The sequence below is a fragment of the Sphingomonas flavalba genome (assembly GCF_047553045.1).
GTDB lineage: Bacteria > Pseudomonadota > Alphaproteobacteria > Sphingomonadales > Sphingomonadaceae > Sphingomonas_L > Sphingomonas_L flavalba_A.
Genome location: NZ_CP180208.1, coordinates 554,782 through 581,150 on the forward strand (window position 1 = coordinate 554,782; position 26,369 = coordinate 581,150).

Annotated in this window: 22 protein-coding genes; 13 read left to right on the plus strand and 9 right to left on the minus strand. The window is 68.7% G+C overall.

Features of this window, described 5'->3' with window-relative positions:
• Window positions 1-6 precede the first annotated feature (6 nt).
• Both ACMT1E_RS02685 and ACMT1E_RS02690 read right to left on the minus strand, forming a co-directional pair.
• Complete coding sequence (locus ACMT1E_RS02685; RefSeq protein WP_414902098.1) at window positions 7-993, minus strand: UDP-glucuronic acid decarboxylase family protein; 987 nt, start codon at window positions 991-993, stop codon at window positions 7-9.
• A 76-nt stretch (window positions 994-1,069) separates the two neighbouring features.
• On the minus strand, window positions 1,070-1,990 hold the full coding sequence (locus ACMT1E_RS02690) for an EpsD family peptidyl-prolyl cis-trans isomerase (RefSeq protein WP_414902099.1): 921 nt from the start codon (window positions 1,988-1,990) through the stop codon (window positions 1,070-1,072).
• 162 nt (window positions 1,991-2,152) lie between these two features.
• On the opposite strand from ACMT1E_RS02690, the gene welK reads away from it, so the two are divergent.
• Window positions 2,153-3,226: a beta-1,4-glucuronosyltransferase WelK gene (gene welK / locus ACMT1E_RS02695; RefSeq protein WP_414902100.1), complete on the plus strand. Its 1,074-nt coding sequence runs from the start codon at window positions 2,153-2,155 to the stop codon at window positions 3,224-3,226.
• Between the two features lie 103 nt (window positions 3,227-3,329).
• A complete protein-coding gene (locus tag ACMT1E_RS02700; RefSeq protein ID WP_414902101.1) occupies window positions 3,330-4,334 on the plus strand; it encodes a LacI family DNA-binding transcriptional regulator in 1,005 nt (334 codons plus the stop codon).
• Between the two features lie 196 nt (window positions 4,335-4,530).
• Here the strand turns inward: ACMT1E_RS02700 and ACMT1E_RS02705 are convergent, their stop codons facing one another.
• Window positions 4,531-6,213 (minus strand): carboxylesterase/lipase family protein, encoded by a 1,683-nt coding sequence (locus tag ACMT1E_RS02705; RefSeq protein WP_414902102.1) that lies wholly within the window; start codon window positions 6,211-6,213, stop codon window positions 4,531-4,533.
• Between the two features lie 187 nt (window positions 6,214-6,400).
• Between ACMT1E_RS02705 and ACMT1E_RS02710 the strand changes: the two genes are divergently transcribed.
• A complete protein-coding gene (locus tag ACMT1E_RS02710) occupies window positions 6,401-7,780 on the plus strand; it encodes a hypothetical protein (RefSeq protein WP_414902104.1) in 1,380 nt (459 codons plus the stop codon).
• 22 nt (window positions 7,781-7,802) lie between these two features.
• A complete protein-coding gene (locus ACMT1E_RS02715; protein WP_414902106.1) occupies window positions 7,803-8,894 on the plus strand; it encodes an alpha/beta hydrolase in 1,092 nt (363 codons plus the stop codon).
• 47 nt (window positions 8,895-8,941) lie between these two features.
• Here the strand turns inward: ACMT1E_RS02715 and ACMT1E_RS02720 are convergent, their stop codons facing one another.
• Both ACMT1E_RS02720 and ACMT1E_RS02725 read right to left on the minus strand, forming a co-directional pair.
• Window positions 8,942-9,889 (minus strand): DNA-binding transcriptional regulator, encoded by a 948-nt coding sequence (locus tag ACMT1E_RS02720; protein WP_414902108.1) that lies wholly within the window; start codon window positions 9,887-9,889, stop codon window positions 8,942-8,944.
• Window positions 9,886-10,743, minus strand: coding sequence for an amidohydrolase family protein (locus tag ACMT1E_RS02725; RefSeq protein ID WP_414902110.1), 858 nt, complete (start codon window positions 10,741-10,743; stop codon window positions 9,886-9,888). Before ACMT1E_RS02725 ends, ACMT1E_RS02720 begins: the two co-directional genes overlap by 4 nt.
• 151 nt (window positions 10,744-10,894) lie before the next feature.
• Between ACMT1E_RS02725 and ACMT1E_RS02730 the strand changes: the two genes are divergently transcribed.
• The 5 genes from ACMT1E_RS02730 (at window position 10,895) to ACMT1E_RS02750 (ending at window position 15,778) form a co-directional block, all read left to right on the plus strand.
• Complete coding sequence (locus ACMT1E_RS02730) at window positions 10,895-11,716, plus strand: amidohydrolase family protein (protein ID WP_414902111.1); 822 nt, start codon at window positions 10,895-10,897, stop codon at window positions 11,714-11,716.
• Window positions 11,717-11,797: 81 nt separating this feature from the next.
• A complete protein-coding gene (locus ACMT1E_RS02735) occupies window positions 11,798-12,454 on the plus strand; it encodes a flavin reductase family protein (RefSeq protein WP_414902113.1) in 657 nt (218 codons plus the stop codon).
• A 79-nt stretch (window positions 12,455-12,533) separates the two neighbouring features.
• On the plus strand, window positions 12,534-13,787 hold the full coding sequence (locus ACMT1E_RS02740) for an MFS transporter (RefSeq protein WP_414902115.1): 1,254 nt from the start codon (window positions 12,534-12,536) through the stop codon (window positions 13,785-13,787).
• 2 nt (window positions 13,788-13,789) lie between these two features.
• A complete protein-coding gene (locus ACMT1E_RS02745; protein WP_414902116.1) occupies window positions 13,790-14,500 on the plus strand; it encodes a CoA transferase subunit A in 711 nt (236 codons plus the stop codon).
• Between the two features lie 33 nt (window positions 14,501-14,533).
• The gene (locus ACMT1E_RS02750) at window positions 14,534-15,778 is read left to right on the plus strand and encodes a serine hydrolase domain-containing protein (protein WP_414902117.1); all 1,245 of its coding nucleotides are present in this window, start codon (window positions 14,534-14,536) and stop codon (window positions 15,776-15,778) included.
• 43 nt (window positions 15,779-15,821) lie between these two features.
• Here the strand turns inward: ACMT1E_RS02750 and ACMT1E_RS02755 are convergent, their stop codons facing one another.
• Window positions 15,822-16,601, minus strand: coding sequence for an HpcH/HpaI aldolase family protein (locus ACMT1E_RS02755; RefSeq protein ID WP_414902118.1), 780 nt, complete (start codon window positions 16,599-16,601; stop codon window positions 15,822-15,824).
• A gap of 202 nt (window positions 16,602-16,803) precedes the next feature.
• On the opposite strand from ACMT1E_RS02755, the gene ACMT1E_RS02760 reads away from it, so the two are divergent.
• The 3 genes from ACMT1E_RS02760 to ACMT1E_RS02770 are packed head-to-tail and all read left to right on the plus strand — an operon-like array spanning window position 16,804 to window position 19,693.
• On the plus strand, window positions 16,804-17,619 hold the full coding sequence (locus ACMT1E_RS02760; protein ID WP_414902119.1) for a hypothetical protein: 816 nt from the start codon (window positions 16,804-16,806) through the stop codon (window positions 17,617-17,619).
• Window positions 17,620-17,630: 11 nt separating this feature from the next.
• Entirely contained in the window at window positions 17,631-18,623 is a 993-nt protein-coding gene (locus ACMT1E_RS02765) for an alpha/beta hydrolase (RefSeq protein WP_414902120.1), read from the plus strand.
• Window positions 18,578-19,693, plus strand: coding sequence for an alpha/beta hydrolase (locus tag ACMT1E_RS02770; protein ID WP_414902122.1), 1,116 nt, complete (start codon window positions 18,578-18,580; stop codon window positions 19,691-19,693). The genes ACMT1E_RS02765 and ACMT1E_RS02770 overlap by 46 nt, the downstream gene beginning before the upstream one ends.
• Here the strand turns inward: ACMT1E_RS02770 and ACMT1E_RS02775 are convergent.
• The 3 genes from ACMT1E_RS02775 to ACMT1E_RS02785 all read right to left on the minus strand — a co-directional run bounded on the left by ACMT1E_RS02775 (window position 19,675) and on the right by ACMT1E_RS02785 (window position 23,102).
• On the minus strand, window positions 19,675-20,568 hold the full coding sequence (locus ACMT1E_RS02775; RefSeq protein WP_414902123.1) for an ROK family protein: 894 nt from the start codon (window positions 20,566-20,568) through the stop codon (window positions 19,675-19,677). The two genes, ACMT1E_RS02770 and ACMT1E_RS02775, sit on opposite strands and share 19 nt — an antisense overlap.
• A gap of 16 nt (window positions 20,569-20,584) precedes the next feature.
• Window positions 20,585-21,736, minus strand: coding sequence for a glycoside hydrolase family 68 protein (locus tag ACMT1E_RS02780; RefSeq protein ID WP_414902124.1), 1,152 nt, complete (start codon window positions 21,734-21,736; stop codon window positions 20,585-20,587).
• A 112-nt stretch (window positions 21,737-21,848) separates the two neighbouring features.
• Window positions 21,849-23,102, minus strand: a complete 1,254-nt coding sequence (locus ACMT1E_RS02785; RefSeq protein ID WP_414902125.1) for an MFS transporter — start codon at window positions 23,100-23,102, stop codon at window positions 21,849-21,851.
• Window positions 23,103-23,359: 257 nt separating this feature from the next.
• On the opposite strand from ACMT1E_RS02785, the gene ACMT1E_RS02790 reads away from it, so the two are divergent.
• Window positions 23,360-26,332: a TonB-dependent receptor plug domain-containing protein gene (locus ACMT1E_RS02790; RefSeq protein WP_414902126.1), complete on the plus strand. Its 2,973-nt coding sequence runs from the start codon at window positions 23,360-23,362 to the stop codon at window positions 26,330-26,332.
• Window positions 26,333-26,369: the final 37 nt, after the last annotated feature.

A 26,369-nucleotide genomic window follows, 5' to 3' on the forward strand; every position in this document is an offset into this window, starting at 1 on the left:
CCGCCGTCAAAGCGCCGATCCAGCCTGCTTCGATCCGGTCAGCAGCGCGTCGAAATAGGCGATCGTCCGTTTCAGCCCTTCGGCCAGTTCGGTCTGCGGCTGCCAACCCAGCACCTCGCGGGCTTTGGTGATGTCGGGCCGGCGCTGCTTCGGATCGTCGGTCGGCAGCGGCAGGCGGGTCAGCGTCGATTTCGAGCCGGTCAGTTCGATGACCTTTTCGGCCAGCTCGATCATCGTGAACTCGCCGGGGTTACCGACGTTGATCGGGCCGGTCACGTCGTCGGGGGTTGCCATCAGCCGCTGAAACCCGTCGATCATGTCGTCGACATAGCAGAAGCTGCGCGTCTGCAGCCCGTCGCCGAAGATGGTGATCGGCTCGTTCTTCAGCGCCTGCATGATGAAGTTGGAGACGACCCGCCCGTCCTGCGGGTGCATGCGCGGGCCGTAGGTGTTGAAAATGCGGATGACCTTGATCCGCACATTGTTCTGGCGATGATAATCGAAGAACAGCGTTTCGGCGCAGCGCTTGCCCTCGTCATAGCAGGAGCGCGGGCCGATCGGGTTGACGTTGCCCCAATATTCCTCGGTCTGCGGGTGCTGCGACGGGTCGCCATAGACCTCGCTGGTCGACGCCTGGAAGATCTTGGCGCCGGTGCGCTTGGCGAGGCCGAGCATGTTGATCGCGCCGTGGACGCTGGTCTTGGTCGTCTGGACCGGATCATACTGGTAATGGATCGGCGAGGCCGGGCAGGCGAGATTGTAGATCTCGTCCACCTCGACATAGATCGGGAAGGTCACGTCGTGGCGCATCAGCTCGAAATTACGGTATTCGAGCAGGTGGGCGACGTTGGCGCGGCGGCCGGTGAAGTAATTGTCGACGCAGAGCACTTCGTTGCCCCGTTTCAACAACGCTTCGCACAAATGGCTGCCGAGGAAGCCGGCGCCGCCGGTGACGAGGACGCGCTTCGCCACGATGTCGCGGGCGTTATCCATGATGTTTCCCGTTATCCTGCGAGTATAAAAAACAGGGGCGCGGGGGACTTGTCGGCCGCCCGCGCCCGTCAACTGGTTACTTGGCGGCGTCCGGGCTGGCGGCCGGGGACGGGGTGCCCGACGGCGCCGGCAGGGCCGGGGCGTCGGCGGCGCCCTTCGGCGGGGCGTAGCCGGGCTGGTACTTGACCGCTTCGCGCGCCGTCTTGACCTTTTCGTCAAGCTCCTTGGTCGCGAGTTCGTTGAGCTTTTGCGCCTGCACCTGCTGCATCGCGTAGTTCAGCGCCTCGTCGCCCTCGAACGGAACGACCTTGGTCGCGGTGATGCGGTTGGCGACCATGCCGCGCGGCGTCGGGATGATGAAGATTTCGCCTTCCGGCAGGCGCTGGATCTGCGCCAGCAGCTGCGGCGGAACGGTGAGCGCGTCGAGCTGGCCGTTGCCGCGGCGGAAGCGCAGATGATCCTCGTCAAGCTTGACGGCGACCTGATCGAGCGTCTTCAGCGGCTGATATGCCTTCAGGATTTCGAGGTCCTTCGGCGTTTCGAACTGGATCTGGTCGACGGTGTAGACCTTGCGCTGGGCAAAGCGTTCCGGGTTGTCGGCCATGAACTTGGTCGCTTCGTCGCGGGTCGGCGCGCGCAGCGTCGAGGCGATCGAGCGCTGGAGCATCTGTACCAGGATCGCGTCGTTGGCGCGGCGCTGCTGCAACAGATATTGCGGCGTCTTGTCCAGCCCGCGCTCGCGGGCGATGTCGGCCAGGATACGGCGGTTCACGACTTGCTGCAGCGCGGCCTGTTCGACCGCCTTGCGCTGATCGCCGCTGGGCATGTTGACGTCCTGAAGCTCCGTATTCAGTTCGTGGATCGTGATGTCCTTGCCGTCGACGGTGGCGACGACCTGACCCTTTTCGAGATCTTCCGACGCATCTTTCTTACCGCAGGCGACGAGCGCCAGCAGCATCGTGCCGGCCATCAGCCCGCGCGCAATTGACTTGTGCATATGCCCTCCTCAAAGGCCGCGCGAGCATGCGGGGCCGATCATGTCCCTGTGTGGGACGCTATACGGCGCGGCTATGCACGGACAAAACGAAAAGAGCGTTAAGGCTGTCGACCGCCGCGATATTGGGTGGCATCGACGCGACGATCGGGCAAGAGGGGGGCGATGAACGCGACGACGACCAGCGCGGGCGGCCGCCCGCCGCGCCCCGGCCCCCGTATCTGCCTTGCCGCGTCCGGCGGCGGCCATCTGCGCCAGTTGCTCGACCTGGAGCCGGTGTGGGGCGACCGCGCCTATCTGTTCGTGACCGAGGACACCGCGCTTGGCCGCAGCCTGGCGCGCGATCACCCGGTACGTTTTGTCGCCCATTACGCGCTGGGACAGGCGCGGGTGGGCCGGACGCTGGCGATGCTGCGCGGCGCGATCGTCAATTTCGCCCAGTCGCTTGCCATCGTCTGGCGCGAGCGGCCCGATATTGTGATCAGCACCGGGGCGGGCGCGGTGTTCTGGGTGGCGCTGTGGGCGCGGCTGCTGGGCGCGCGCTTCATCCTGATCGATTCGTTCGCCCGATTCGACGCGCCGTCGAAATTCGCGCGGATCGCGCGGCCGTTTGCCCATCATGTCGTCGTCCAGTCGGCCAAGCTGAAGACGCATTGGCCCGACGCGGTGCTGTTCGACCCGATGCGGGTGCTCGACACGCCGGCGCCGGCCAAGCAGCCGCTGCTGTTCGCGACGGTCGGCGCGACACTGCCCTTTCCCCGGCTGGTCGACACGGTGCTGGCGCTGAAGGCGAGCGGGCGGCTGCCGGAACGCGTCGTCCTCCAGATTGGCGATGGGCCGCGCCCGGCGGTGGTGCCGGACGGGGTGGAACTGGTCGAAAGCCTGGATTTCGGCGCGGTGCAGGCACTGCTGCGCGACGCGGCATTCGTCGTCTGCCACGGCGGTACCGGATCGCTGATCACCGCGCTGCGCGCCGGCTGCCGCACCGTGGCGATGCCGCGCCGCGCGGTGCTGAAGGAGCATTACGACGACCATCAGGAGGAGATCACCGCCGCTTTCGCCGCGCGCGGGCTGATCGAGTCGGTGCTCGACACCGACGACCTCGGCGCTGCGATCGACCGGCTGCGCGCCCGCCCGCCGGTGGTGGCGACGACCGACAGCAGCGGTCTGATCGGTTGGCTGAACGGCGTGATCGACGGCATGACCGGGCGGCTGAGCGGGGGGCGGCGCACGCGGTAAGCCGCCGCCGCGCTTCCCCCGCCGCCGGTTTCACGCGCGGTGGCCCGGCGATTCTATTGCGGGCGCGGCGGCCGGCCGTATAATCGCCGGCAGAGAGTGACCCTTGTCCGAAAAAATTCGCACCATCTATGATCTTGCCAGGCTGGCGGGGGTATCCGCGGCGACGGTGTCTAGGGCGCTGGCGGGCAAGGACGTCGTCAATTCGGAAACGTCCGAACGCATTCGTGCGCTGGCCAAGCAGCATGATTTCCGACCGAGCGCGCTGGCCCGCAACCTGCGCACCCGCCGGCGCGGCGCGGTGGGGGTTGTCGTGCCGCTGGGGCATGACCGCGGGCAGCACCTGTCCGATCCGTTTTTCATGACGCTGATCGGCTGCCTCGCCGACGAGTTCACCGAGCGCGATTTCGACCTGGTGCTGTCGCGCGTGATCCCCAGCCATGACGACTGGCTGATCAAGCTGGTCGACGCCAACCGTGTCGACGGGCTGATCATTATCGGCCAGTCCGACCAGTCCGACGTGCTCGACCGGATGGCCGCCGACTACCTGCCGATGGTGGTGTGGGGCGGTTTCGTCCAGGGGCAGGTGCATTGTTCGATCGGCACCGACAATTTCCTGGGCGGGCGGCTGGCGACCGAGCACCTGATCGCACGCGGCTGCCGCAACATCGTCTTCCTCGGCAATACGCAGGCGATCGAGCCATCGCTGCGCCTGCAGGGCGCGCAGGCGGCGATCCGCGCGCGGCCGGACATCGCACTGGTCGATACCCCGGCCCATTTCGCCTCCGAGGTCAGCGGCGCCGATATCGCCGGGTTCCTCGACGCGGTCGCCCATCCGATCGACGGCATTTTCGCCGCATCCGACGTAATCGCCCTGACCGCGATCCAGGTGCTGGCGGCGCGCGGCCTGTCGGTGCCCGGCGACATAAGGGTCGTCGGCTATGACGACCTGTTCCTCGCGCGGACCGGGGTGCCGCCGCTGACCACCGTGCGCCAGAACATCGCGCTCGGTGCGTCGCACCTTGTCGAGAGCCTGCTGCGCCGGATCGCCGGCGAGCCGACCGGATCGGTCGTGCTCAACCCCGAACTGGTGGTGCGCGGATCGACCTGAGCGCCGTGCCGGGCGCCGGCTAGAGTTTGTCCTGTTTAAGCGGCACCGCCCTCCAGCGCCATTCCAACGATGCTGCGCATCTTCGAAACCTTGGCGCTTCCGTCCGCTCCCTCACCCGGCCTCCCAACGGCAGTATCATATGGGAGGCCGGGTGGGGGAGCGGGCCGGTGCCGTTTCCGCCTGAAGCGGACAAACTCTAGGCGAGCGCGGCCTGTTCGGCGGCGTCGGGCGCGATTTCCTGCCGGGTGTGATCGTCGAAGATCATCGTCGCATGCGCGGTGGTGGAGACGGGGTCCCAGCGCGGCATGCCGGGATGGTTGGGATTGCCGGACTGGGCGAAGGCGATCCAGGCATCGGCCATGATCGCTTCCAGCGCGGCGGCCGGCGCGCCGCCGCCGGTCATCGTCGGGCAGCGGTTGGCATTGGCGAACACGAACGGAATTTCCGCGCAGTGATAGGCGCGCGGCCGGCCGTCGAGCAGCGGCGGTGTGCGCGTGAACAGGTAGTTCCACGCCGGGGCGCCGCCCTGCCGCGCCTTGGCGGCGGTTTGGTCGATCGCGGCCCGGCGCACCGGCGCGGTCGCGATCCGCGACCAGATGTCGCAGGGTTTGGCGCCCGGCGCGGCCGCGCGGAAGGCGGCGACGACGGCGGCGCCGCGGCCGGGATAGCTGTGCTCGGCGCGCTCCGCCAGCGTGGCTTCGGTCATCGCTTCGAAATCCGGCCGGGCGATGCCGGTTTCGAATTCGTTGAGGGTGGTGCCCACGATCATCGGCACGGCGGCGGACACCGACGGCGCATCCGGCGCGAAGGGCGCAGAGGGCAGCACGCTGCCATCGGCGACCGGGCCGAAGCCGAAGCGCGGGCGGCGGCGCGGGTCGAAGCCGCCGTCCGCCGGTGGGTTGGCGCGGCGCAGCGCCGCCTCGCCCGCCGCGCGCAACTGTGCGTAGGGGAGGGTTTGCAGCCGCCGGACATCCCCGGCCGCGACGCCCAGTTCCCGCATCATCAGATCGGCGAGGTGGCGGCTGCGTTCCGGCGTCTGCGCCGAACTGAACGAACCGCTCTGCACGATCGCGCGGTGGAACAGGCCGCGCGCGGCGGGCATGGCCATCAGCGTCGACACCTTGGCGCCGCCGCCCGACTGGCCGAAGATGGTGACGCGACCCGGATCGCCGCCGAAGCCGGCGATGTTGTCGCGTACCCATTCGAGCGCGGCGACGATGTCGAGCATGCCGACATTGCCGGATCGGGCAAAGGCGGGGTCGATGCCCGACAGATCGAGGAAGCCGAGCAGGTTGAGCCGGTGGTTGAGCGTCACCACGACGACGTCGCCGCGCCGGGCGAGATTGTGGCCGTCGAACGCCGGCAGGTCGTTGCCCGACCCGGCGGCGAAACCGCCGCCGTGGAGCCAGACCATCACCGGGCGCTGGCGCCCGTCCAGCCCCGGCGTCCAGACGTTGACCCGCAGGCAGTATTCGCCCTCTACGCTGTCGTTCCACTGGAAGATGAAGGCGTGTTCGTCGCTGAGCCGGCCATTGCCCTTGTCCTGTGGCGCGACGAGGCCGTAGCTGAGCGAACTGCGGATACCGCTCCACGGCTTGGGCGGGGCCGGCGGCATGAAGCGGTTGGCGCCGCCGGTGTCGTCGCCATAGGGAACGCCCTTGAAGCGGTGGATGCCATCGCGCGCATAGCCCTGCACCAGCCCGGCGGTGGTTTTCACCACCGACTGGCCGGCCCCGGACAGGATCGCGCCGGCGCCGGGCGATGCCGGTGCGGCGCGTGCGCCGGTGGGGGTGCCGAGCGCGCTGGCGGCGCCGAGAGCGGTGACGGCACCGCCGAGCAGCGTGCGGCGGGTTACGGTGGGCGCGTGGCGATCGTCCATGATATCCTCCCCTGTTTCGGCAATCGATTTCATATTTTTCCGGCCGCGCACCATCGAAACATGGTCTGTTCCGCTGGATGGAACGACGGCCGACGCGGCTGGCCGGGCAGGGGTGCGCCAGGGTAGTGCAACCGATTGCGGGCGCGCGCGGCAATGACCGGCGGGGACGGAAGCGCGGGAGAGGCGGATGAGCGGCGGGCTGACAAGGGGATTGCGGCTGGCGCTGGCCGGTGCGTGGCTGGTGCTGGCGGCGCCGGGCACGGCGGCGGCGGTGGCTGCGGGCGGGGACGGCCTGAGGGCCGGCGCGGCGAAGGTCGACGTCACCCCGGCGGCCGATGCAATGCCGGAACGGATGCTGGGCGTGCTCGACCCGTTGCAGGTTCGCGCGCTGGTTATCGAGGCGGGCGGCGCGCGGGCGGCGCTGGTCTCCGTCGACGCGGGCGGCATCGGCGAAGCGGTGTGGGACAGGGTGCGGACGCGGGCGGTGCGCGAACTGGGCATTCCGGAGACCCGGCTTCTGCTGACCGCGACCCACACCCACAGCGCGCCGTTCGGCCCCGCGCCGGGGCTTGACGACAAAATCGTCGCGGCGATCCGCGATGCGGCGCGCGCGCTGCGCCCGGCGCGCATGGCCTGGGGCACCGGCCGGTCGTACATCAACGTCAACCGCACCATCATCGACCCGGACAGCCAGCGTTGGTGGGAAGGGCCGAACGAGGACGGGCCGTCGGACAAGACGGTGGCGGTGCTGCGTTTCGACACGCCGGAGGGCGCGCCGATCGCGGTGTATTACAATTACGCGGTGCACGCGGTGATCACCGGCAATCTGGACATGATCAGCGCCGACATTCCCGGCGCCGCGTCGCGCTATATCGAGGAATCGCTGGGCGACGGCGCGGTGGCGCTGTGGTCGACCGGCGCCGCCGGCGACCAGAACCCGATCTATTTCCAGCAGACCTACGATTTGCGGGCGATCCGCATCGCCGCCTATGCCGCGCGCGGCGAGGATATCGCCAACGCCATGCCGCCGGGCGGGCAGGGCATGGACCGTAGCGACCCGCGCGTCGCACGGCTGATGGCGCAGCAGCGGCAGATGGCGCTGTCCATGGGCCAGATGCTGGGCGAGGAGGTGCTGCACGTGCTGCGCGCGAAGCTGACGCGGCCGGCCGCCGCCGCCAGCATCGCCGGCGCGCAGAAGACCGTCACCTGCCCCGGCCGCCGCCGCACCGACAGCGGGCGCGCCGGCTATGCCGGCAGCTATGTCGATGCCGATCCGGTCGCGATCCGGCTGAGCCTGCTGCGGGTTGGAGACGTGGTGATCGGCGGTGTCAACGCCGAGCTGTTCACGACGATCGCCCAGCGGTTCAAGCGCGAATCCCCGTACAAGCAGACGATGATGGCGACGCTGACCAACGGATCGGCCGCGTCCGGCTACATCCCCAACGAGACGGCGTTCGGATACCAGACCTTCGAGGTGCTGTCGTCCCGCCTGAAGCCGGGTTGCGCGGAACAGGCGATCGTCACCGGGCTGGTCGACCTGATCGGCGCGGTCGACGGAGGCCGTTAGGCGAAGCGAGGGGAGACGGACAATGCCACCTGTTTCGGGAAAGCTGCTGGGGGCCGCCATTGCCGTGGCGCTGGCCACGGGCGGGCCGGCGCAACCGGGGAGCGCCACGGCACCGGCCGCGCCGGCCGCCGACGGCACGGTGGTGCTGGACGGCACCAGGGTGCCGCCGTCGCGGCTGCTCAGCCCGGAAGGGGCCGCCTATCTGCGCCACCTGATCGTCGACAAGCCGTTCGCGGGCGGGCCGGGGCTGTCCGATATCGTCGGCGAGCGTGCGCATCAGGACCGGATCATGCGCGGTTTCCTGGAGCCGATGCGGCGGCGCTACGCCGTGCATGTCGAGGAACAGCGGATCGGCGGCGTGGTGACCGATGTCGTCACCCCGGCCGACGGGATCGCCCCGGAGAACCGCGACCGGGTGCTGATCAACATCCACGGTGGCGGGTTCGTTACCGGCGGGCGGACGGCGTCGCTGGTCGAATCGGTGCCGCTGGCCGCGCTGATGCGGATCAAGGTGATCTCGATCGATTACCGGATGAGCCCGGAATATCGGTTTCCGGCGGCGAGCGAGGATGTCGCGGCGGTCTACCGCGCCGTGCTGAAGCAATACGACCCGGCGCGGATCGCACTTTATGGCTGTTCGGCCGGTGGCATGCTGACCGCGCAGGCGATCGCCTGGTTCCGCAAGGAGGGGTTGCCGCGCCCGGCGGCGATCGGGGTGTTCTGCGCGTCGCTCGGCAAGATCGCCGAGGGCGATTCCGCCGTGCTGGCCGGGCCGTTGACCGGCGCCCGGCCGGCGGGTGGGGCGGAGGGCGCCCCCCGCCGCCCGCCGGGATACATGACCGGCGCGGGCGACGACGATCCGCTGGCCTATCCGCAACAGTCTGCGGCGTTGCTGGCGGCGTTTCCGCCGACGCTGTTCATCACCGGCACGCGGGCGTTCGAATTCAGCGCCGCCCTCAATTCCCACAACCGCCTGACCGCCGCCGGGGTGGAAAGCCGTTTTCACGGCTGGGACGGCATGTTCCACGGATTCTTCTACAACAGCGAGATGCCGGAGGCGCGCGAAGCCTATGCGATCATGGCCCGGTTCTTCGACAGCCATATGGCGCGGTAGAGCGCGAACGGGACGTTGAACGGGATGGCGGGCAGGCGAAGGGCCGGTCAGGGCCGGCCGGACGCGATCCGTTTCATCAGCGCCGGGTCCGGCAGCGGATGCGCCCCTTCGGTATCGAAGGTTTCGAGCGAACCGATCTGGCGTGCGATCGCGGCGGCGGTGCGTTGCAGCGCGACGACGTAGCGCCGGGCGTCGTCGGGCGACACCGCGCGGCGGAAGAAGGTCAGCCCGATCGCCGCCGCGACCCGGTCGCCGATCATGATCGGCACGGCAAGCGTACCGGAGTTGCGCGGTTCCGTGCCGGGATCGCGTTCGGCGTAGCCCTGGCTGCGCGCCCGTTCGACCCGCCATTCCAACCAGCCGCTTTCGCGGCTGGCGAGCAGATCCGCCTCCCGCTCATAAGCAAGGTTACGCAGCATCCGCCGTTCCGAGTCCGGGCAGAAGGCGTAATAGGCAAGGCCGAGCGCGTTGGAAAACAGGCTGAGCCGCATGTTCAGCGTCGAATGGAACGGCGAGTTCGACGTATCGTGAATGGTGCTGAAGCGGATGACGATCGCGTCCTTGTCGAGGATGGCGACGCCCGACGGCCAGTTCAGTTCGCGGGTCAGCGCGATCGCCCAGGGCCGGGCCGCTTCGACGACCAGCGGATCGCCCTGATAGCCGCAACTGAGCGACTGGGTCCGCATGGTCACGCAATAGCCGTTCTGGCGCGGGTCCCTGGCGACATAGCCGCTTTGCGCCAGCGTCTGCATCATGCGGACGATCGTCGGCTTGGGCAGGCCGGTGTCCTTGTGCAGTTGGCCGACGGTGCTCCACGGACGCCGGTTCAGCGCCTCCAGCAGTTCGAAGGCGCGGGTGACCGCCTGGATATTGGTCGGTGACGGCGGGTTGGCCGGGGAGCGATCGAGCGGGCTGCGGATCGAGCCGAGCCGGCGATATTGCTGGTCGCGTCCCGCATCGCCGCCGCCGGTGTCGAAGGTCGGTTCGCCGTTCACGCCGCCGGAAAGCCGTAGAGCCGGGCGGGATTGTCGACCAGCATGCACCGTCGCGTTTCCGCATCGGCGACATAGGCGGGGATCAGGTCGACCAGATCGCGTTCGTCGACTTTCGCCTTGAGATTGGGGTGCGGATAGTCCGTGCCCCACAGGATGCGATCCGGCCGCGCCGCGACGAGCGCGCGGGCGTAAGGCAGGGCGCCGTCATAGGGGGAGGGCACCATGCGTTCCGCGCCCGAAAGCTTTACCCAGGCGCCGTCGCGGCGGAGCAGATCGAGCAGGGCGCGGAAGGCGGGCTGTTCGACGCCGGCGGCCGGGTCGACCCGGCCCATATGGTCGATGACGAACGGCACCGGCAGCGCGGCGAAATTTTCGTGCAGGGTGAGAATGTCGTCGTCCTTGACGTGAAGAACGACGTGCCAGCCGAGCGAGGCGGCCCGCGCGACGCTGCGCGAGAACACATCCGGTTCCGGCCACAGGCCGAGCGAGCGAACGAAGTTGAAGCGGATGCCGCAGACCCCCGCCGCCGCCATCGCTTCCAGTTCCGCGTCGGTGATCGCATTGTCGATTACCGCGACGCCGCGATAGGCGTCGGGTCGCCAGGCAAGGGCGTCGAGCATCGCGCGATTGTCGGTGCCGTGGGCGCTGGCCTGGACGATCACCGCGCGATCGACGCCGAGCCGGGCATGGAGCGCGGCCAGTGTTTCCTTCGGCGTGTCGGTCGGTTCATAGGCGCGCGCCGGCGCGTAGGGGAAGCGGTCCGGCGGGCCGAAGACATGGCAATGCGTGTCGCAGCTGCCCGGCGGCAGGGTGAAATGCCGTGTTGCCGCGCCTGCCTGCCCCGCCTGATCCACCCGCGATCCCCTCCGCTTACGCCTTGTCGTTGACAGCCGCGGGCTTAGCTTGCCGTAACGGCGCGGCCGTCCCTATTATCCGAATGTTCCACGATGCGAAATGGACGAATGGCCGGTCGCACCGGCGGCGGTGCGCGCCTAAAAGCAGGCCATGACGACCGCGCCTCGTATCGATTGCCACGCCCATATCTACACCCGCGCCATGCCGCTTGCCCCCGACGCCTGGCACCGCCCGCCCGGCGACGCGACCGTCGCCCAGTATCTGGACCAGCTCCGCCGGCACGGGATCAGCCACGGCGTGCTGGCGGCGGCCAGCCTTTATGGGACCAACAACGCCTATGCGCTGTCGGCGACCGGGGCGCACCCGAACTTGAAAACGACGGTGATCGTCGCGCCGTCCGCCGACCGGGCGACGTTGCTGGCGATGCAGGCGGTCGGGGCGGTGGGCTTTCGCCTCCAGCTTCGCAACCGGCTGGTCCCCGACCTGACGGCGCCCGACTGGCAGGGGTTGCTGGGCCATATGGCGGCGATCGGCTGGCACATGGAGTTGCACGACGATCTGGTCCGCCTGCCGCCGTTGATCGAGGCGGTCGAGCGCGCCGGAGTGCGGCTGGTCGTCGACCATTTCGGCCGGCCGGCCAATCGCGGCGAAGTCGACGGACCGGCGTTCGAGGCGTTGCTCGCCGCCGTCGGGCGGGGCAATTGCTGGGTCAAGGTGGCGTCCGGTTTTCGCCTGGAGGACCCGGCGGCGGAGCAGGCGGCCTTTGACCGGCTGCTGGCGCGGGGCGGCGCGCAACGGCTGTTGTGGGGCAGCGACTGGCCGTTCGCCAATTTCGAGGACCGGGTGTCCTATCCATCGGCGATCACCGATTACCGCCGGATCGCGCCGGACCCGGCGTTGCGCGCGGCGATCGACCGCACCGGTTTCGCCTTCTACTTTCCCGAGTGTGTTCCGCCAGACGGAATAGCCTGAATCGCCCGCATCATTCGGCGCCGCGCCGCGCAAGATGAGCGCGATCCGCGGATCAGCGGATCGGTATGTGCGGGGATTTGAATGACACCTGGTGAGGCGTTCCGATTCATCGACCTGACGGAGCCGTCGGATTTCAAGCGCGGCATCTTCAACGCGATCATCGCGCCGCGCCCGATCGGCTGGATCAGCACGGTCGACGCCAGCGGCGCGGCGAACCTTGCGCCCTTTTCCTATTTTAACATCTTTTCCAGCCTGCCGCCGATCCTGGGTTTTTCGTGCAACAGCCCGGAGGACCGCGAGGCGAAAGACACGCTCGCCAATGTCCGCGCAACGCATGAGTTCGTCTATAACATGGCGAGCCTGGACCTGATCGAAGAGGTCAACGCCTCTTCGACGCCATTGCCGGCGGGGGAGGACGAATTCACTTTTGCCGGCCTGACCAAAGCGCCGAGCGTCCATGTCGCGCCGCCGCGCGTCGCCGCCTCTCCGGTCAGCCTTGAATGCAAGGTCCTCCAGATCATCCGGTTCGGCGAGGGTGACGGCGAAATTCCCACCCATGTCACCTTCGGCCAGGTCGTCGGCGTGCATGTGCAGGAGCGTTTCGTCGACGAAGACGGCTATTTCCGCACCGCCGCGGCGCAACCGGTCGCCCGGCTGGGCGGCAACCAGTACGCGGTTTCGGCCGAACCGTTCGAGCTTGTGCGCCAGTTCCGGCGTGCCGAAGAGAGTTCCTATTGAAAGCGGGGGCAACCCGCGGGGCGAAGGAGAGCAGAGGGTGACGAATATCGGGCCGGCGTCATCCGCCGATCGGGCTTTGATGACACGCATCCTGTGGCGGATCATGCCGCTTTCGGTCGCGTGCCTTGTCGTATCGGCGATCGACCGCGCCAATATCGGCTTCGCCAAGCTGGGCATGCTGGGTGACCTGGGCTTCAGCGAGACGGTCTTCGCCTTTGGCGCGTCGTTGTTCTACCTCGGCTATGTCCTGTTCGAGATACCGAGCGCGATGGCGAATTACCGCTATGGCGCGCGGTTCTGGTTCGCCCGGATCATGATCACGTGGAGCATCACCACGCTGATCCTCGCCTTCGTCCATTCGACCGTCGCCTTCTATGTCCTGCGTTTCCTGCTCGGCGCGGCGGAAGCGGGGTTGTACCCGGCGCTGGTCTTCTACCTCACGCTGTGGTTCCCGGAGAATGAGCGGGCGCGGGCGATGGGGCTGCTGACGCTGGGCAGCGCGTTCGGCAACGGGTTCAGCGCGATCCTGTGCGGCAGCCTGCTCGACCTGGACGGGACGTTGAACCTGGCCGGCTGGCAGTGGATTTTCATCGTCACCGGCATTCTGCCGCTGATCACCACCGTGCTTGTCCTGCGCTACCTGCCGAGCAAGCCCGCCGACGCGCGCTTCCTGAGCGACACCGAGAAGGCGCGCGTCGCCGAGTTGCTTGGCCGCACCGCCGGTTCGCCGCATGGCAAGCATGGCTTCGCGTCGCTGCTGCAATGGCGGGTGATCAGCTATGGCGCGCTGTACGGCATATTCCTCGGCTCGCTTTACGGCATCAATTACTGGATGCCGACGGTGCTGCGCGATTTCGGGGTCAGCGGCCGGATGAACGGGCTGATGATCGGCCTGCCCTGGGCGCTGGACGCGGTGCTCCTGGTGCTGATCATGCCGCGACTGAAATCGTCGCGGGCGGTGGTACGGGCGCTGCTGCTGTTCGCGCTGATCGCCGTCGCCGCGTTCGGCGCGGCGGCATCCGGCGGGGCGTTGTGGCTGAAGGGCCTGGCGCTGCTCGTCGGCATTCCGGCGATTTCGCTCGGCATTGCCTGTTTCTGGACGATTCCGGTGCGGCATTTCTCCGGCGCGGCGGCGGCTGCCGCGATCGGTGCGATCAGCACGATCGGCAATCTGGGCGGCGTCGCGACGCTGAACCTGATGCCGGCGATCGCGCTGCGTTTCGACGCGCCGGCGATGGCGCTCTGGGTGCCGAGCATCGGCATGGCGGTGATCGCGTTGTGGACGCTGAAGGTGATTGCCGACGAGCGGCGCGGCGCGGCGGCGGTGGCCTGACGGTGGTCGACAAAATCTATCCCAGCCCGGCCGCGGCGCTTGACGGGCTGCTGTTCGATGGGATGACGATCATGTCGGGCGGCTTCGGCCTGTCCGGCAACCCGGAAAGCCTGATCCCGGCGATCCGCGATTCGGGGGTGCGCGGGCTGACCGTCGTGTCCAATAACTGCGGCGCCACCGGCTTTGGCCTCTACCAGTTGCTGGAGGCGGGGCAGATCGCCAAGATGATTTCGTCCTACATCGGCGCCAACACGCTGTTCGAGAAGCTCTATCTGACCGGCGCGCTGGAGCTGGAGCTGAACCCGCAGGGCACGCTGGCCGAGCGCATCCGCGCCGGCGGTGCCGGGATTCCGGCATTCTACACCCGCACCGGCGTCGGCACGCTGGTGGCGGAAGGCAAGCCGACAGAGATGTTCGACGGCATCGAATATCTGCGCGAGACCTGGCTGCGCGCCGACCTGGCGATCGTCAAAGCGTGGCGCGCCGACACCGCCGGCAACCTGATGTTCCGCAAGACCGCGCGCAATTTCAACCCGACCGTCGCGACGGCGGGCAAGGTGACGGTGGTCGAGGCGGAGGAGATCGTGCCGGCGGGCAGTTTCGATCCGGACCATGTCCATACACCGGGCATCTACGTCGACCGGATCGTCGCCTGCACGATCAACGAGAAGCGCGTCGAACACCGCACTGTCAGGCAGCGCGCGCCGGCGTGACACCGGTATGACATTGATGATGGGAGAGCGAATATGAAGACATCCGTTGCATGGCTGGCCGTGTTGCTTGCGGGAACGGCGCCCGTCGCCCCCGCGCTGTCCGCCCCCCAGGCGCCGTCGGCGGCCGCCGCGCCGGTGGGCGACGAGGACGCGTTGTTCGAGCTGCGCCGCCGGTTCATCGACAATGCGTTCACCGCGCTGACTTTCCAGACGATGAACAAGATCTTCCAGAGCCAGACGGTGGCGGCGGGGGACGGCGCAACCCCGCTGCCCCGTGCCGAACACCCGCTGGATTTCACCTATGCGTTCGACGGGCAGACGCGGACGACCGACGGCGCGATGGCCCGCACCTTTACCAGCGCGCTGCTGGTGATGAAGGACGGCAAGATCGTCTTCGAACGCTATCGCAACCTGAGCGACGAGCAGACACGCTTCCTGTCGATGTCGGCGTCGAAATCGATCACTTCGATCCTGATCGGCATCGCCATCGACCGTGGCGCGATCCGTTCCGTCAACGACTTGCTGACCGCCTATGTGCCGGAGCTGAAGGGTTCGGCCTATGACGGTGTGACGATCCGCCAGGCGCTCGACATGAAGACCGGGGTCGACCGTAACGACGGCGCGCAGCTGAAGCCCGGCACGCCAGACGCCGCCCGGCGCGAGGAGATGCTGGTCCGCAATGCCCGGCCGCTGGTCGATGAGGCGCTGATGGTGGCGCGCAAGGCACCGCCGGGCGGGGCGTTCGAATATACCACGCTGAACGTGACGGTGCTCGGTTGGGTGCTGGAACGCGCGACCGGCGAGACGATCACCGCCTTTACCGAGAAATATCTATGGAAGCCGCTGGGCGCCGAGGCGTCCGCTTACTGGATCACCGACGGGCCGGGCGCGAAGGGGCGGCCGATGAACGGCATGGGTTTCAACGCGACGCTGCGCGATTATGCGCGGATCGGCCAGATGATGCTCGACGGCGGCCGCGCCAACGGCCGGCAGATCGTGTCCGAACGCTGGGTCGCCGAATCGACGGGCGGGCCGCACCCCGCCTTTTCGCCCGGCGGGCAGCGCGGATACCAGTATCTGTGGTGGACCGTCGCGGGCACCCCCGCCTACATGGCCGATGGCATGGGCGGCCAGTATATCTATGTCGACCCGACGACCCGGACGGTGATCGTCAAGCTGAGCCATGTGCCGATCGGCAACGGCAAGGCGTTCGCCGAGGGCATGGCGCTGATGCAGGCGGCGGCCAAATGGCAGCCGGGCGCCGCGGCTGGCGAATAGCGGATGCGGGCGGCGCCGGGCGCGGCGCCGCCGCCCCTGTTGTTCAGCGAAGGCCCCGCCGCAACGGGGCGAGGGCGTCCGCGCCGCGCCGCATCGCCGCGCGCAGCATCGCGATGTCGGATTGCCAGACGATATAGGTGACGCCGCGTTCGGCCAGCGCGCTTGCTTCGTCCGCGCTGCCGGCGACCGCCCCGACATGGCGGCCGGCGGCAGCGGCGGCGGCGATGACGCGATCGACCGCGGCGCGCACCGACGGGTGATCCTGTTCGCCGGGCACGCCGAGCGACTGGCTGAGGTCGGCGGTGCCGAGGAACAGGATGTCGACCCCCGGTACGGCGCAGAGTGCGTCGATATCGTCGACCATTTCGCGATTTTCGACGTGGACGCTGACCAGGATGCGCCGGGACTGGGCGAAATAGTCGGTGAGCGGCATCGCGCCGTAATCCGCCGAGCGGTTGGCGCGCGCCAGGCCGCGTTCGCCGTCCGGAAAGTGGCGGGCAAAGCGGGCGGCTGCTGCGGCTTGGGCCGCGCCGCGCAGCGCGGGCAACTGCACGCCGGTCGCGCCGCTGTCGAGCGCGTGGAGGATCGCCGGTTCCAGCGCGTCAGGGGTGCGGACGATCGTGCCGATCCCCGCCGCTTCCGCCGCGCGGATCATGTTTTCGACCTGATCGTCGGTGAAGCAGCCATGTTCGCGGTCGACGATGACGAAATCGAAGCCGCCGAGCGCCGCCAGCTCGACGACCGCCGGCGCGGCGATTTTGACGAAGGTGCCGAATACCGGTTCGCCAGCGTCGAGCCGGTCGCGGATTTTCAGATTGACCATCGTTCCTTCCCCATTGTGCCTGGCATGTGCCGTGTTCAGGCAGGCCGGCGATTTCGCCTGAAATGGGCAAACCCTAGAGCCGGTGCCCGGTCCTGCCGAGATCGCGGCCAGGGCCGTTCCGCATCGCGAAACGAATGTGACCGCCGGCGGCGGACGAAAGGAAGGGTGGCTAGACTGGCGGCCAGCTTGGGAGAGAGGACGGATGAGCAGCAGGCGGCTGGCAAATGGCGCGCAACTGATCGATTTTTCGGACGCGGAGGGCGGCACACGGCGCTATGCGCGCGCCGCGAACTTCAGCGCGGAATGGATCGTGCCGGCGATGGGCGAGGTTGCCGTCGAGAGCGCGGAGGAAGCGATCGTCGTGTTGCCCGGCGGAGGTGAAATCGCGGCGGCGGGATGGCGGCACCGGGCGGAGGGACCGTCGGTCGCGATCGTGCCGCCCGGCCGCTTCGCCGTTGCGGCGGATGCGGCGGCGGCGGTGGTGCTGGCGACCGACCGTCCCGACCTGGACGATGCGGCGGCGCTGAACGCCGGGGGCGTGGCCGATCCGCGCATCGCGCCGGTCGGCGTGCCGTTCGCGCGGCGAGTGCCGCTGACGGCGCCGCTGGTCCTGCCGATCGACGCGATCCCGGTGCCGCCCGACAACGGCCGGCTGCGTTTTGTGCAGAGTGCGACGATCAGCATCAACATCGTCGTTTATGACGGGCCGCGTGGACGGACGGCGCTTAGCCCGCACGAGCACGACGCGATCGAGCAGGGGACGCTGGCGATCGCCGGCGACTACGTTCATCATTTGCGCGCGCCCTGGGGGCGCAACGCCGACGCATGGCTCGAAGACGTGCATCTGGACGCGCCGCCGGGCAGCCTGCTGCTGATTCCGCCCCGGCTGATTCACACCACCGAGGGGGTCGGTGCGGGCGCGCATGTGATGCTCGACATCTTTGCGCCGCCGCGCCGCGATTTCATTGCCAAGGGGTGGATGGCGAACGCCGCCGACTATGCCGCGCCGCCGGCCTGATGGGGGATCGTATGATGCGACCGACGACCGAACCGCCCGCAGACCCCGATCGCCGGACGCTGATCGGCATCGGCGCGGTGCTGGCGCTGGCCGCGCTGCCCCGTGCCGCCGGCGCCCAGCCGCCGTCGCGCGCCGATGCCGCCGCCGCCTGGGCCGCCGCGCGGGCAATACCGCTGTGGCCGGCGGGGCCGCCGGGCGGCGGGTTCGTCGAGCGCCCGGTACCGGCGGGCGGCGCGCCGACCTTCATCCGTAATGTCGCGCGGCCTGAATTGCGCGTGTTCTACCCGGCGCGGGCGAATGGGAGCAGCCTGCTGGTAATGCCGGGCGGAGCCTATCGCTTCGTGTCGGTCGCCAATGAGGGCGTTGATGTTGCCGCCGCGATGACCGCGCACGGTTATACCGTGTTCGTGCTGGTCTACCGCCTGCCCGGCGAGGGCTGGGCCAACCGCAGCGACGTGCCGTTGCAGGACGCGCAGCGGGCGATGCGGGTGATCCGTGACCATGCCGCGCGCGGCGGCCTCGACCCCGCTGCGGTCGACGCGGTCGGCTTTTCGGCCGGCGGGCACCTGGCGGCGTCGCTGGCGACCGGGTTCGCCGAGCCAGTCTATCCGCCGACGGACGCCGTCGACGCACTGGACGCCCGGCCGCGTGGCGTTGGCCTGATCTATCCGGTGATCAGCCATGCGGCCGGCATCGGCCATGCGGAATCGTCGCGGATGCTGCTGGGTGATCGCCCGGATGCCGCCCGTGTCGCCCGCCGGTCGCCGGCGCTGCGGGTCGGCGCCGACACGCCGCCCGCCTTTTTCGTCCACGCCTTAGACGACACGGCGGTACCGGCCGAGAACAGCCTGATCATGATGCGCGCGATGCAGGCGGCCGGCCGGCCGGTGGAGGTGCATCTGTTCGAGCGCGGCGGCCATGGTTTCGGCACCGGTCCGGCGGGGACGCCGGCGGGGGGATGGCTGGACCTGTTCGCCGCCTGGCTCGCCACGCCGCGCGGCTGAGCGGGCGGGCGGCGATGGTCAGCGATCCGGGCCGGAGGGCTTTTACCGGGGCGAGCATCGGCGCGGCGCTGGCGGCGCTGTTCGGCGGGCCGGCGTGGGCGGAGAACGTCGCCGCGCTGGCGCATGTCGACCCCGAATTGCGCGCGGCGGCCGCCGCACTGATCGCCCGGCCGATCGGTCCGTTGTGCGACGCGCGGCTGGCGGCGCTGCGGGCCGGCGCACGGGCGCGGGCGGAGCCGCCGCGCCCAGATGTGCCGATTGCCGAACGGCGAATACCGGGGGCGCGGGGTGCCCCGGACGTGACGATCTTCATCGTCAACGCGGCGCCCGGAACGGCGCGGCCGGCGATCCTCCACATGCACGGCGGCGGCTTCGTCCTTGGCGCGGCACGGTCGGAACTGCGTTATGTGCAGGAGATCGCCCGCGCGATCGACGCCGTTGTCGTCAGCGTCGAATACCGGCTTGCCCCCGAAACCCGGTTTGCTGGCGCTGTCGAGGACAATTACGCCGCGCTGCGCTGGCTTTACCGCCATGCCGGCGCGATCGGCGCCGACCCGCGCCGGATCGCGGTGATGGGTGAGAGCGCGGGGGGCGGGCATGCGGCGCTGCTCGCCATCGCCGCGCGCGACCGCGGCGAGGTGCCGCTGGTCCTGCAACTTCTGCTTTATCCGATGCTTGACGACCGCACCGGCAGCACCCGTCGCCCGGCGCCGCATATCGGCACGATCCTGTGGGACGGGGCGGCCAATGCCTATGGCTGGCGGTCCTACCTGGGGGTGGAGCCGGGAGGAGCGGATGTGCCGGCGGCGGCGGTGCCGGCAAGGCTTGCCGACATGAGCGGGCTTGCCCCGGCATTTATCGCCATCGGCGGCATCGATCTGTTTGTTGACGAAGCGATCACCTATGCGCGCCGGCTGAATGCCGCCGGTGTCGCCACCGAATTGCTGGTGCAGCCGGGGGCGTTTCACGCTTTCGACCGGCTTGCCCCCGAAACGCGGGCGGCGCGGCGGTTCAGCGCCGCGAAGCTGGCGGCGCTGCGCCGTGCCTTTGTTCAGCCGGACCCCGGCTGAAGCGCCGACAGACCGAGAGCGATTGCGCCGAGCGGCCCGGCGTCGGCGCCGAGCGCCGGTTCGCGGATCAGCAGGGCGGCGCTGACCTCGTCGACATAGGGCAGGTAGCCGCCGAGCAGCGCGACGGCGCGTTCGCGGACCAGCGGCAGGAGGAAGGGGCGGCCGGTGCCGACCCCGCCGCCGATCAGCAGCCGTTGCGGCGCGAGGGTGACGAACAGCGCCGCCGCCAGTTCGGCCAGATCGGCGGCGACGGCGGTCCAGACCGGGTGATCCGGGCCGACGGTTGCCGGATCGCAGCCGAAACGGGCGGCCAGTGCCGGGCCGGACACCAGCCCCTCTACACAGTCGCCATGAAACGGGCAGGTGCCGGCGAAACCGTCGCCGGGGAGGCGGCGGATGCGCAGGTGTCCGACCTCCGGATGCAGGGCGCCGTGGAGCGGGCGGCCGCCGATCAGCACCCCGCCGCCGACGCCGGTGCCGACGGTCAGGTAGCACAGGCTGTCGCAGCCGGCGCCGGCGCCCCAACGATATTCGGCGAGGGCGGCGCCGTTGACGTCGGTATCGATCGCCGCCGGACAGGCGAGGCCGGCGGTCAGCGCCGCCATCACCGGCGCCCCGGTCCAGCCCGGCTTCGGCGTCGCCAGCATCGCCCCGAAGCCGGGTGCCGACCGGGCGAGCGCCAGCGGCCCGAATGAGGCGATGCCCAGCGCGTCGAGGGCACCGGCACGGTGCCATGCGGCAAGCTGGCGGTGGAGGCGACCGAGCGTTTCGTCCGGCTGTGTCGTCGGCATGGTGACACGCGCGACGACGGCGCCAGCCTGCCAGAGCAGGGCGATTGCCTTGGTGCCGCCGATCTCTACGCCGGCGATCCGCATCGTCCCGGTCCCCCGTTCAGCCCGCGAGCCGGGCGGTGTAGCCGTCCAGCTCGATATGCAACGTCGGCGCGAAGCTGGCGCCGAAGCGGGGCGGCGACACGCTGGCGGCGTCGGCCCCCCATTGATCGACGAAGCTGGTTACCGACAAGTCTGGCAGGACCAGCCAGCTATAGGCCTGTTTCGGCGCATCCGCCGGGTTTGCGAAGACGAGGCCGGTGCCGTTGAGCGGCCGCCAGCCGCCGGCAAGCCGTGGCGAGGCCATGCCGTAAAGGCCGGTCGGGCCGGCCGGGCCGCCGGGCGCGAAGACATGCGCCTGCGTCGACCAGAACAGATAGTATAGCCCGGCGTGGAAAACGGCGTGCGGCCGTTCCAGTTCGTTGTTCAGGCCGTCCGCACCGATCAGTGGCGGCAGCAGGCGCCAGTCTTCGCGATCGCCAGCCGGTGCCGCGGCGGTGCCGATCGCGCCGTTGAACGCCGCGCCGGACCCGACGAGTGACGCGGCGAAGAACAGGTGGTGGCTGCCGTCGGCCGGGTCGCGGAAATAGGCCGGGTCACGAAATGCCTTGATGCTGCCGATCGTGCCGGTGCCGGCATCGCTGGGCATGTAGTGGCGCGGATCGGCGACGACGACCGGGCGCAGGCCGCGCCAGTCGATCAGGCGATACCCGCCAGCCTGGTCGAGGGTGGCGGTCGCCTGGAACAGGCGTTGTTCGAAGGTAAGTATCGCTTCTCCCCGGCGGCCGGTGGCGGTAAAGTAAAGGGTAACGGCCGCGCTGTCCGGGTCAAGCAGCGCCGAGCCGGACCATTCACGGCTGCCCGGCGAGAAGCCGTCGGGCATTGCCGGGCCGATATGCGCCCATGCGCCCTGGCGCTGGCGGAGCAGGTGGATGCGCGCGACGCCGTGGCGCGCGTCCGGGTCCGGGTGGGGCGGCGCCGCCAGGGCCATCCACAGCGTATCGCCGCCGTCCGCGCCCAGCCGGGCGGGGGTTCCGTCCGCCAACTGGAGCGGCCAGGCATCCCATATGTCGATATCCTCGCGGACGCGGGCGAAATCCGCTGTGCTGAACAGCGGCGCGGCCGGCAGCGGCGCGGCCGTAATCGCGGCGACATGGTCCGCGCTCCAGTGGACCGGCGGGGGGGATGCCGCGTCAACCAAGCCGGGCACCACGGCATCGGGCGGCGCCGCCGGATCGCGTGCGGCAGGGGGTGGACCCGCGAATCGGCAATCGATTGCAAATGGCAAAATTCCTTTCGGCGTATCCCGCGCGCAGCCTGGCGCGTCAGCGCGCGCCTTGCCTGGGATAATCCGCGCTGTTTCGCTCTGCGAGGCGCCGGGCCATCGGCTGGCGCAGCCAGTTCCACAGGCTGAGCGCGGCAAGCAGCGTCGCGAAGCAGCCGCCGAGCACGATGCTGGACCCGCTGTTGCCGAGCAGGTCGCCGGCGGCGCCCATCGCCAGCGGCGCAGCGACCGCCCCGATGCAGGTGAAGAACAGCAGCACGCCGGCGATCGACCCGTGCCGCGCCCGCGCGAAGCAACTGATCCCGGTCGAATTGATTGTCGGATAAAGCACGGACATGAACAGCCCGGTCGCCGGCAGCGCAAAGACCGCGACGGGGCGGCCACCGGCAATCGCCACCCAGAACAGCAACGCCATCGCGGTGCTGCACAACAGCACGACGCGGGTCCAGTCCCACCGGGCGAGCAGCCAGGCGCCGAAAAACCGGCCGATGGCGCGCAGGATGAAGAACACCGATACGACATAGGCGGCGAGCCAGGCGTTGGCGCCGGTGAAGCCGGCGAAATAGGTCGGTGCCCAGACGTAGATCGCCGCTTCCGCCCCGACATAGAGGACGAGCGCGGCGGCGAAGAACAGCGCCGCCGGGTCGCGCAGCATGCGGATCGCGGCGCGCGGATCGGCCGCCGCGGTGGCACCGGCCGGGCGGGCTGCGGGCGGGAAGGGCGCCAGCAGCGTGCCGGCGACGAGCAGCAGGCACAGGCCGGCGGCGATCAGATAGACCCATTTCCAACTGGCGCCGCTTTGCAGGGACAGGGCGACGATCGCCGGGCCGACGATCGCGCCGACGCCGAAAAAACCTTCCACCAGATTCATCGTCGCGGCGTGTTCGCGGGTCGAGTGCGAAATGTCGCCGATCAGCGCCAGCGCACCCGCCTTGAAGATGCCGATGCCGAGGCCTGACAGGAACAGCAGCGCGACGAAGAAGCCGAAGGCATGGCCGGCGGCGAACAGGGCGGAGGTGACGCCGAACAGCGCGAGGCCGATCAGGATACTCCACCGTCGCCCGATCCGGTCGGCGAGGAAGCCGAGCATAATCGCCGCAATGCCGATGCCCGCCATCGTCGCGTAATGGAACGCCCCGGCGGCGGTCATGCCGAGGCCGAATTCGGCGATGATCTGCGGGATGACCGTGCCGACCGAATCGGTCGTCATCGCGAAACAGGCGAACATCAGGAAGATCAGCGCCTTCAGAAAGGCCGTCGATCCCGTTCCCTGGCCTTTCGGCATCATCGCCATGGCTTTTCTTCCCCGGTCCTATCCTGCCCGATGCCGATCCTACGGTCACCGAGCTTGTTTTTGCAATCGATTGTAAATAAACGGTCGATCGGCATTATAAGAGCCTGCGCCGGTGTTCCCACGCCTAGCAGGTGCCCGTTCCGTCAGACGGAAACATTCCGCGATACGGAACGAAGAGAGTTCGGCCATGGCGCCACCGGTTGCGGTTCCTAGCGTTAACCGAGTGAAAGAACGGGGAGGGGTTCATGAGAGGGAATTTGACCTATCGTCTGCTGGTTACGTCGGCGGCGGCGGTCGCGCTGGTGCCGGCCGTGGCGGTTGCGCAGGGTAGCCCGGCGCCGGCCGGAGCGGCGGCCGAGGAGACGATTGTCGTCACCGGATCGCGCGTCGCGCGCAGCGGTCTCGACGCGCCGACGCCGCGCACGGTTGTCGGTTCCGAACTCATGGAGAATCTGGGGCAGTCGAACGTCGCCGAGGCGATCAAGCTGATCCCGCAGAATATCGCGTCGAGTTCCGACACCAATGTCGGTTACGGCACCAGCCCGAATGTCGGGTCCAATTTCGTCAACCTGCGCGGGCTGAACCCGAGCGCCGGGACACGGACGCTGACTCTGGTTAACACGCGGCGTTTCGTGCCGAGTTCCGACGGCGGCGCGGTCGACCTGAACGTCATTCCGGCGGCGATCATCAGCCGGGTGGAGACGGTGACCGGGGGCGCGTCCGCCGCCTATGGGTCCGACGCGGTCGCGGGGGTCGTCAACGTCATCCTCGACCGGAACTTTACCGGTTTCAAGGGCGAGACCAGCTATAACCAGACGTCGCGCGGCGACGGCAAGGGTTGGCGGGTGTCCGGCGCGTGGGGCACGCGCTTCGCCCAGGATCGCGGCCATTTCGCGATCGCGCTGGAATATGAGCAGCAGAACGGCGTCGGCAATTGTTCCGAGGTGCGCAGCTGGTGTGCGGAAAGCTGGGACTTCTTCACCAACGCCAACACCATCCTGCCCGATGGAACGCTGTCGGGTTACAATCTGCCCGGCACGCCGGGCTATGGGCTGCCCAATTTCGTCGTCGGCCGCGATTCCAAGCAGGCGTTCAACGACCCCAACGGCGTGACGCGCAATCGCGGCCCGGCGCTGGTCGCGGCGCGTAACAAGCGGTTTACCGACGACGGCACCGGCATCGTCGATTTCGAACCGGGCGATTTCGTGCCGTCGGTCGGCTTTGGCGCGCGGCAGGGCGGCGACGGCGTGTCGACCTATTCCAATTCGCCGCTCCGCAGCCCGGTCGACCGCTATGTCGGCTATGCCTATGGCAGCTACGAGGTCAGCCCCGGCTGGCAGGTGTCGGGCGATCTCAGCTTCGCGCGGCGAACGGCGTCGGCGATCGGATCGACCGTCGGCCCGCGTTCGACGATGTTCATCAATTCAACCAACGCCTTCATGCCCGACGAACTGCGTGCCCTGCTTGGCGGCACGGCGTTCAGCCTCGGCAAGGACATGGACCTGCAGATCGAAAACCGGAACAGCGTGAAGGCCGACGTGTTCCGAACCTCCGTCGGCCTGACCGGCGAACTGGGCGGCGGCTGGGTGTTCGACGCCTATTACCAGTACGGCCAGAACAAGCGGAAGCAGACCGCCAGCCGTTCCCGCGTCAACACGCCGATGATCTACGCGTTCGACGCCGTGCGGGACCCGAGCAGCGGCAACATCGTCTGCGCCGAACTGCTGAAGCCCGATCCCGATCCGCGCGCCGCCGGTTGCGTTCCGCTGAACATTTTCGGCAAGGACACCATGTCGCAGGCGGCGATCGACTATGTCTACCGCCCGATCTACGAGGATTTCACCTTCCGCCAGCATGCGGCGTCGGCCAGCGTGCGCGGCGGGCTGTTCGACGGGCGGGCCGCCGGGCCGCTGGGCCTGGCCGCCGGTGTCGATTTCCGTTCCGAAGGCGGCGACGTGTGGCACCACGACATTCCCGACTATCAGGATTACGGCCTGACCTTCGGGCAGGACTATGCCGGCAGCATCAAGGTTTTCGAGCTGTTCGGCGAAGCGAATTTCCCGGTGTTCAAGGATTCGCCGCTTGGCGACGGACTTGAAGTGAACGCCGCAGGCCGCTGGACCAAGAACAAGAGCCACAACAAGGTCACCGACGAGCGCAAGGCGATCGGCGCGTTCAGCTGGAAGCTGGGGCTGATCTACGAACCGATCAGCGCGGTGCGGTTCCGCGCCACCCGGTCGCGCGACATTCGCGTCGCCGGTTTCCGCGAACTGTTCCTCAACGAAATCGCCAGCGAGCCGGGAACGGCGCAGGGCGTGGTCGACAACCCGGCGATCCCCGGTTCCCCGGCCGGCGGCGACGATGCCACCGCGATCCTCGGCGGCGGCAGTTTCCAGCTTGGCGCGGAAAAGGCCGACACGACCACCGGTGGCGTGCTGTTCCGGCCGGATTTCATCCCCGGCCTGCAGATCGGCGTCGACTGGTTCGAGATCAAGATCCGCGACGCGGTGACGTCGCTGTCCGGCCAGCGGATCGTCGACTTCTGCGAACAGTATAACACCTTTTGCGACCGCATCACCTATGCCAGCCAGCAGGACATAACCTTCATCGACGCGCGGCGCGTCAATCTGGGCCGGTTCATCGCGCGTGGCCTCGACATCGAGGGGCAGTATGATTTCCCGCTGAGCACGATCGACGCGGAGTGGAACGGGCGGCTGAACCTGCGGGTGCTGGGCACCTACCAGTATGATTTCCTGATCCAGCCGACACCGGTCGCGCCGGCGGTGAACTATGCCGGGCAGGCGGCGGACCTGCGGGATTCGGGGGATTTCGCCGCGTCGCCGAAATGGAAATGGAACGCATTCCTGACCTATTCGAACGACCCGTTCACCGCGACGCTGGCGATGCGCCACATTGGCGCCGGCAAGCTGGACGTCAACAAGATCGGCCCGGACGACCCGCGTTACAGCCCGCAGCTGGCGAACAGCATTTCCGACAATACCGTCCGGTCGGCGACCTTCTTCTCGCTGGGGCTGACGTACAAGCTGCGCGCGCTCGGCCGCGATGACGGGCTGGAGATTTTCGGGGTGATCGACAATCTGTTCGATGCGAAACCACCGGTCGCGCCGGGCGGCGGCGGCAACAACCTGGGGTCGTTCTACCCGACCAACCCGATCTACTATGATACGCTTGGTTCACGCTACAAGCTTGGCCTGCGGGTGAAACTGTGACCGGCCGCGCGGCGGCGGGACAGTGCCGCCGCCGCGC

Coding starts and splice junctions, on each gene's coding strand:
- ACMT1E_RS02765 (WP_414902120.1), top strand. CDS start 17,631: ATGATGCGACCGACGACCGAACCGCCCGCAGACCCCGATCGCCGGACG.
- ACMT1E_RS02690 (WP_414902099.1), bottom strand. CDS start 1,990: ATGCACAAGTCAATTGCGCGCGGGCTGATGGCCGGCACGATGCTGCTG.
- ACMT1E_RS02730 (WP_414902111.1), top strand. CDS start 10,895: ATGACGACCGCGCCTCGTATCGATTGCCACGCCCATATCTACACCCGC.
- ACMT1E_RS02705 (WP_414902102.1), bottom strand. CDS start 6,213: ATGGACGATCGCCACGCGCCCACCGTAACCCGCCGCACGCTGCTCGGC.
- ACMT1E_RS02740 (WP_414902115.1), top strand. CDS start 12,534: ATGACACGCATCCTGTGGCGGATCATGCCGCTTTCGGTCGCGTGCCTT.
- ACMT1E_RS02685 (WP_414902098.1), bottom strand. CDS start 993: ATGGATAACGCCCGCGACATCGTGGCGAAGCGCGTCCTCGTCACCGGC.
- ACMT1E_RS02715 (WP_414902106.1), top strand. CDS start 7,803: ATGCCACCTGTTTCGGGAAAGCTGCTGGGGGCCGCCATTGCCGTGGCG.
- ACMT1E_RS02735 (WP_414902113.1), top strand. CDS start 11,798: ATGACACCTGGTGAGGCGTTCCGATTCATCGACCTGACGGAGCCGTCG.
- ACMT1E_RS02760 (WP_414902119.1), top strand. CDS start 16,804: ATGAGCAGCAGGCGGCTGGCAAATGGCGCGCAACTGATCGATTTTTCG.
- ACMT1E_RS02775 (WP_414902123.1), bottom strand. CDS start 20,568: ATGCGGATCGCCGGCGTAGAGATCGGCGGCACCAAGGCAATCGCCCTG.
- ACMT1E_RS02710 (WP_414902104.1), top strand. CDS start 6,401: ATGAGCGGCGGGCTGACAAGGGGATTGCGGCTGGCGCTGGCCGGTGCG.
- ACMT1E_RS02750 (WP_414902117.1), top strand. CDS start 14,534: ATGAAGACATCCGTTGCATGGCTGGCCGTGTTGCTTGCGGGAACGGCG.
- ACMT1E_RS02770 (WP_414902122.1), top strand. CDS start 18,578: ATGGCTGGACCTGTTCGCCGCCTGGCTCGCCACGCCGCGCGGCTGAGC.
- ACMT1E_RS02785 (WP_414902125.1), bottom strand. CDS start 23,102: ATGGCGATGATGCCGAAAGGCCAGGGAACGGGATCGACGGCCTTTCTG.
- ACMT1E_RS02755 (WP_414902118.1), bottom strand. CDS start 16,601: ATGGTCAATCTGAAAATCCGCGACCGGCTCGACGCTGGCGAACCGGTA.
- welK (WP_414902100.1), top strand. CDS start 2,153: ATGAACGCGACGACGACCAGCGCGGGCGGCCGCCCGCCGCGCCCCGGC.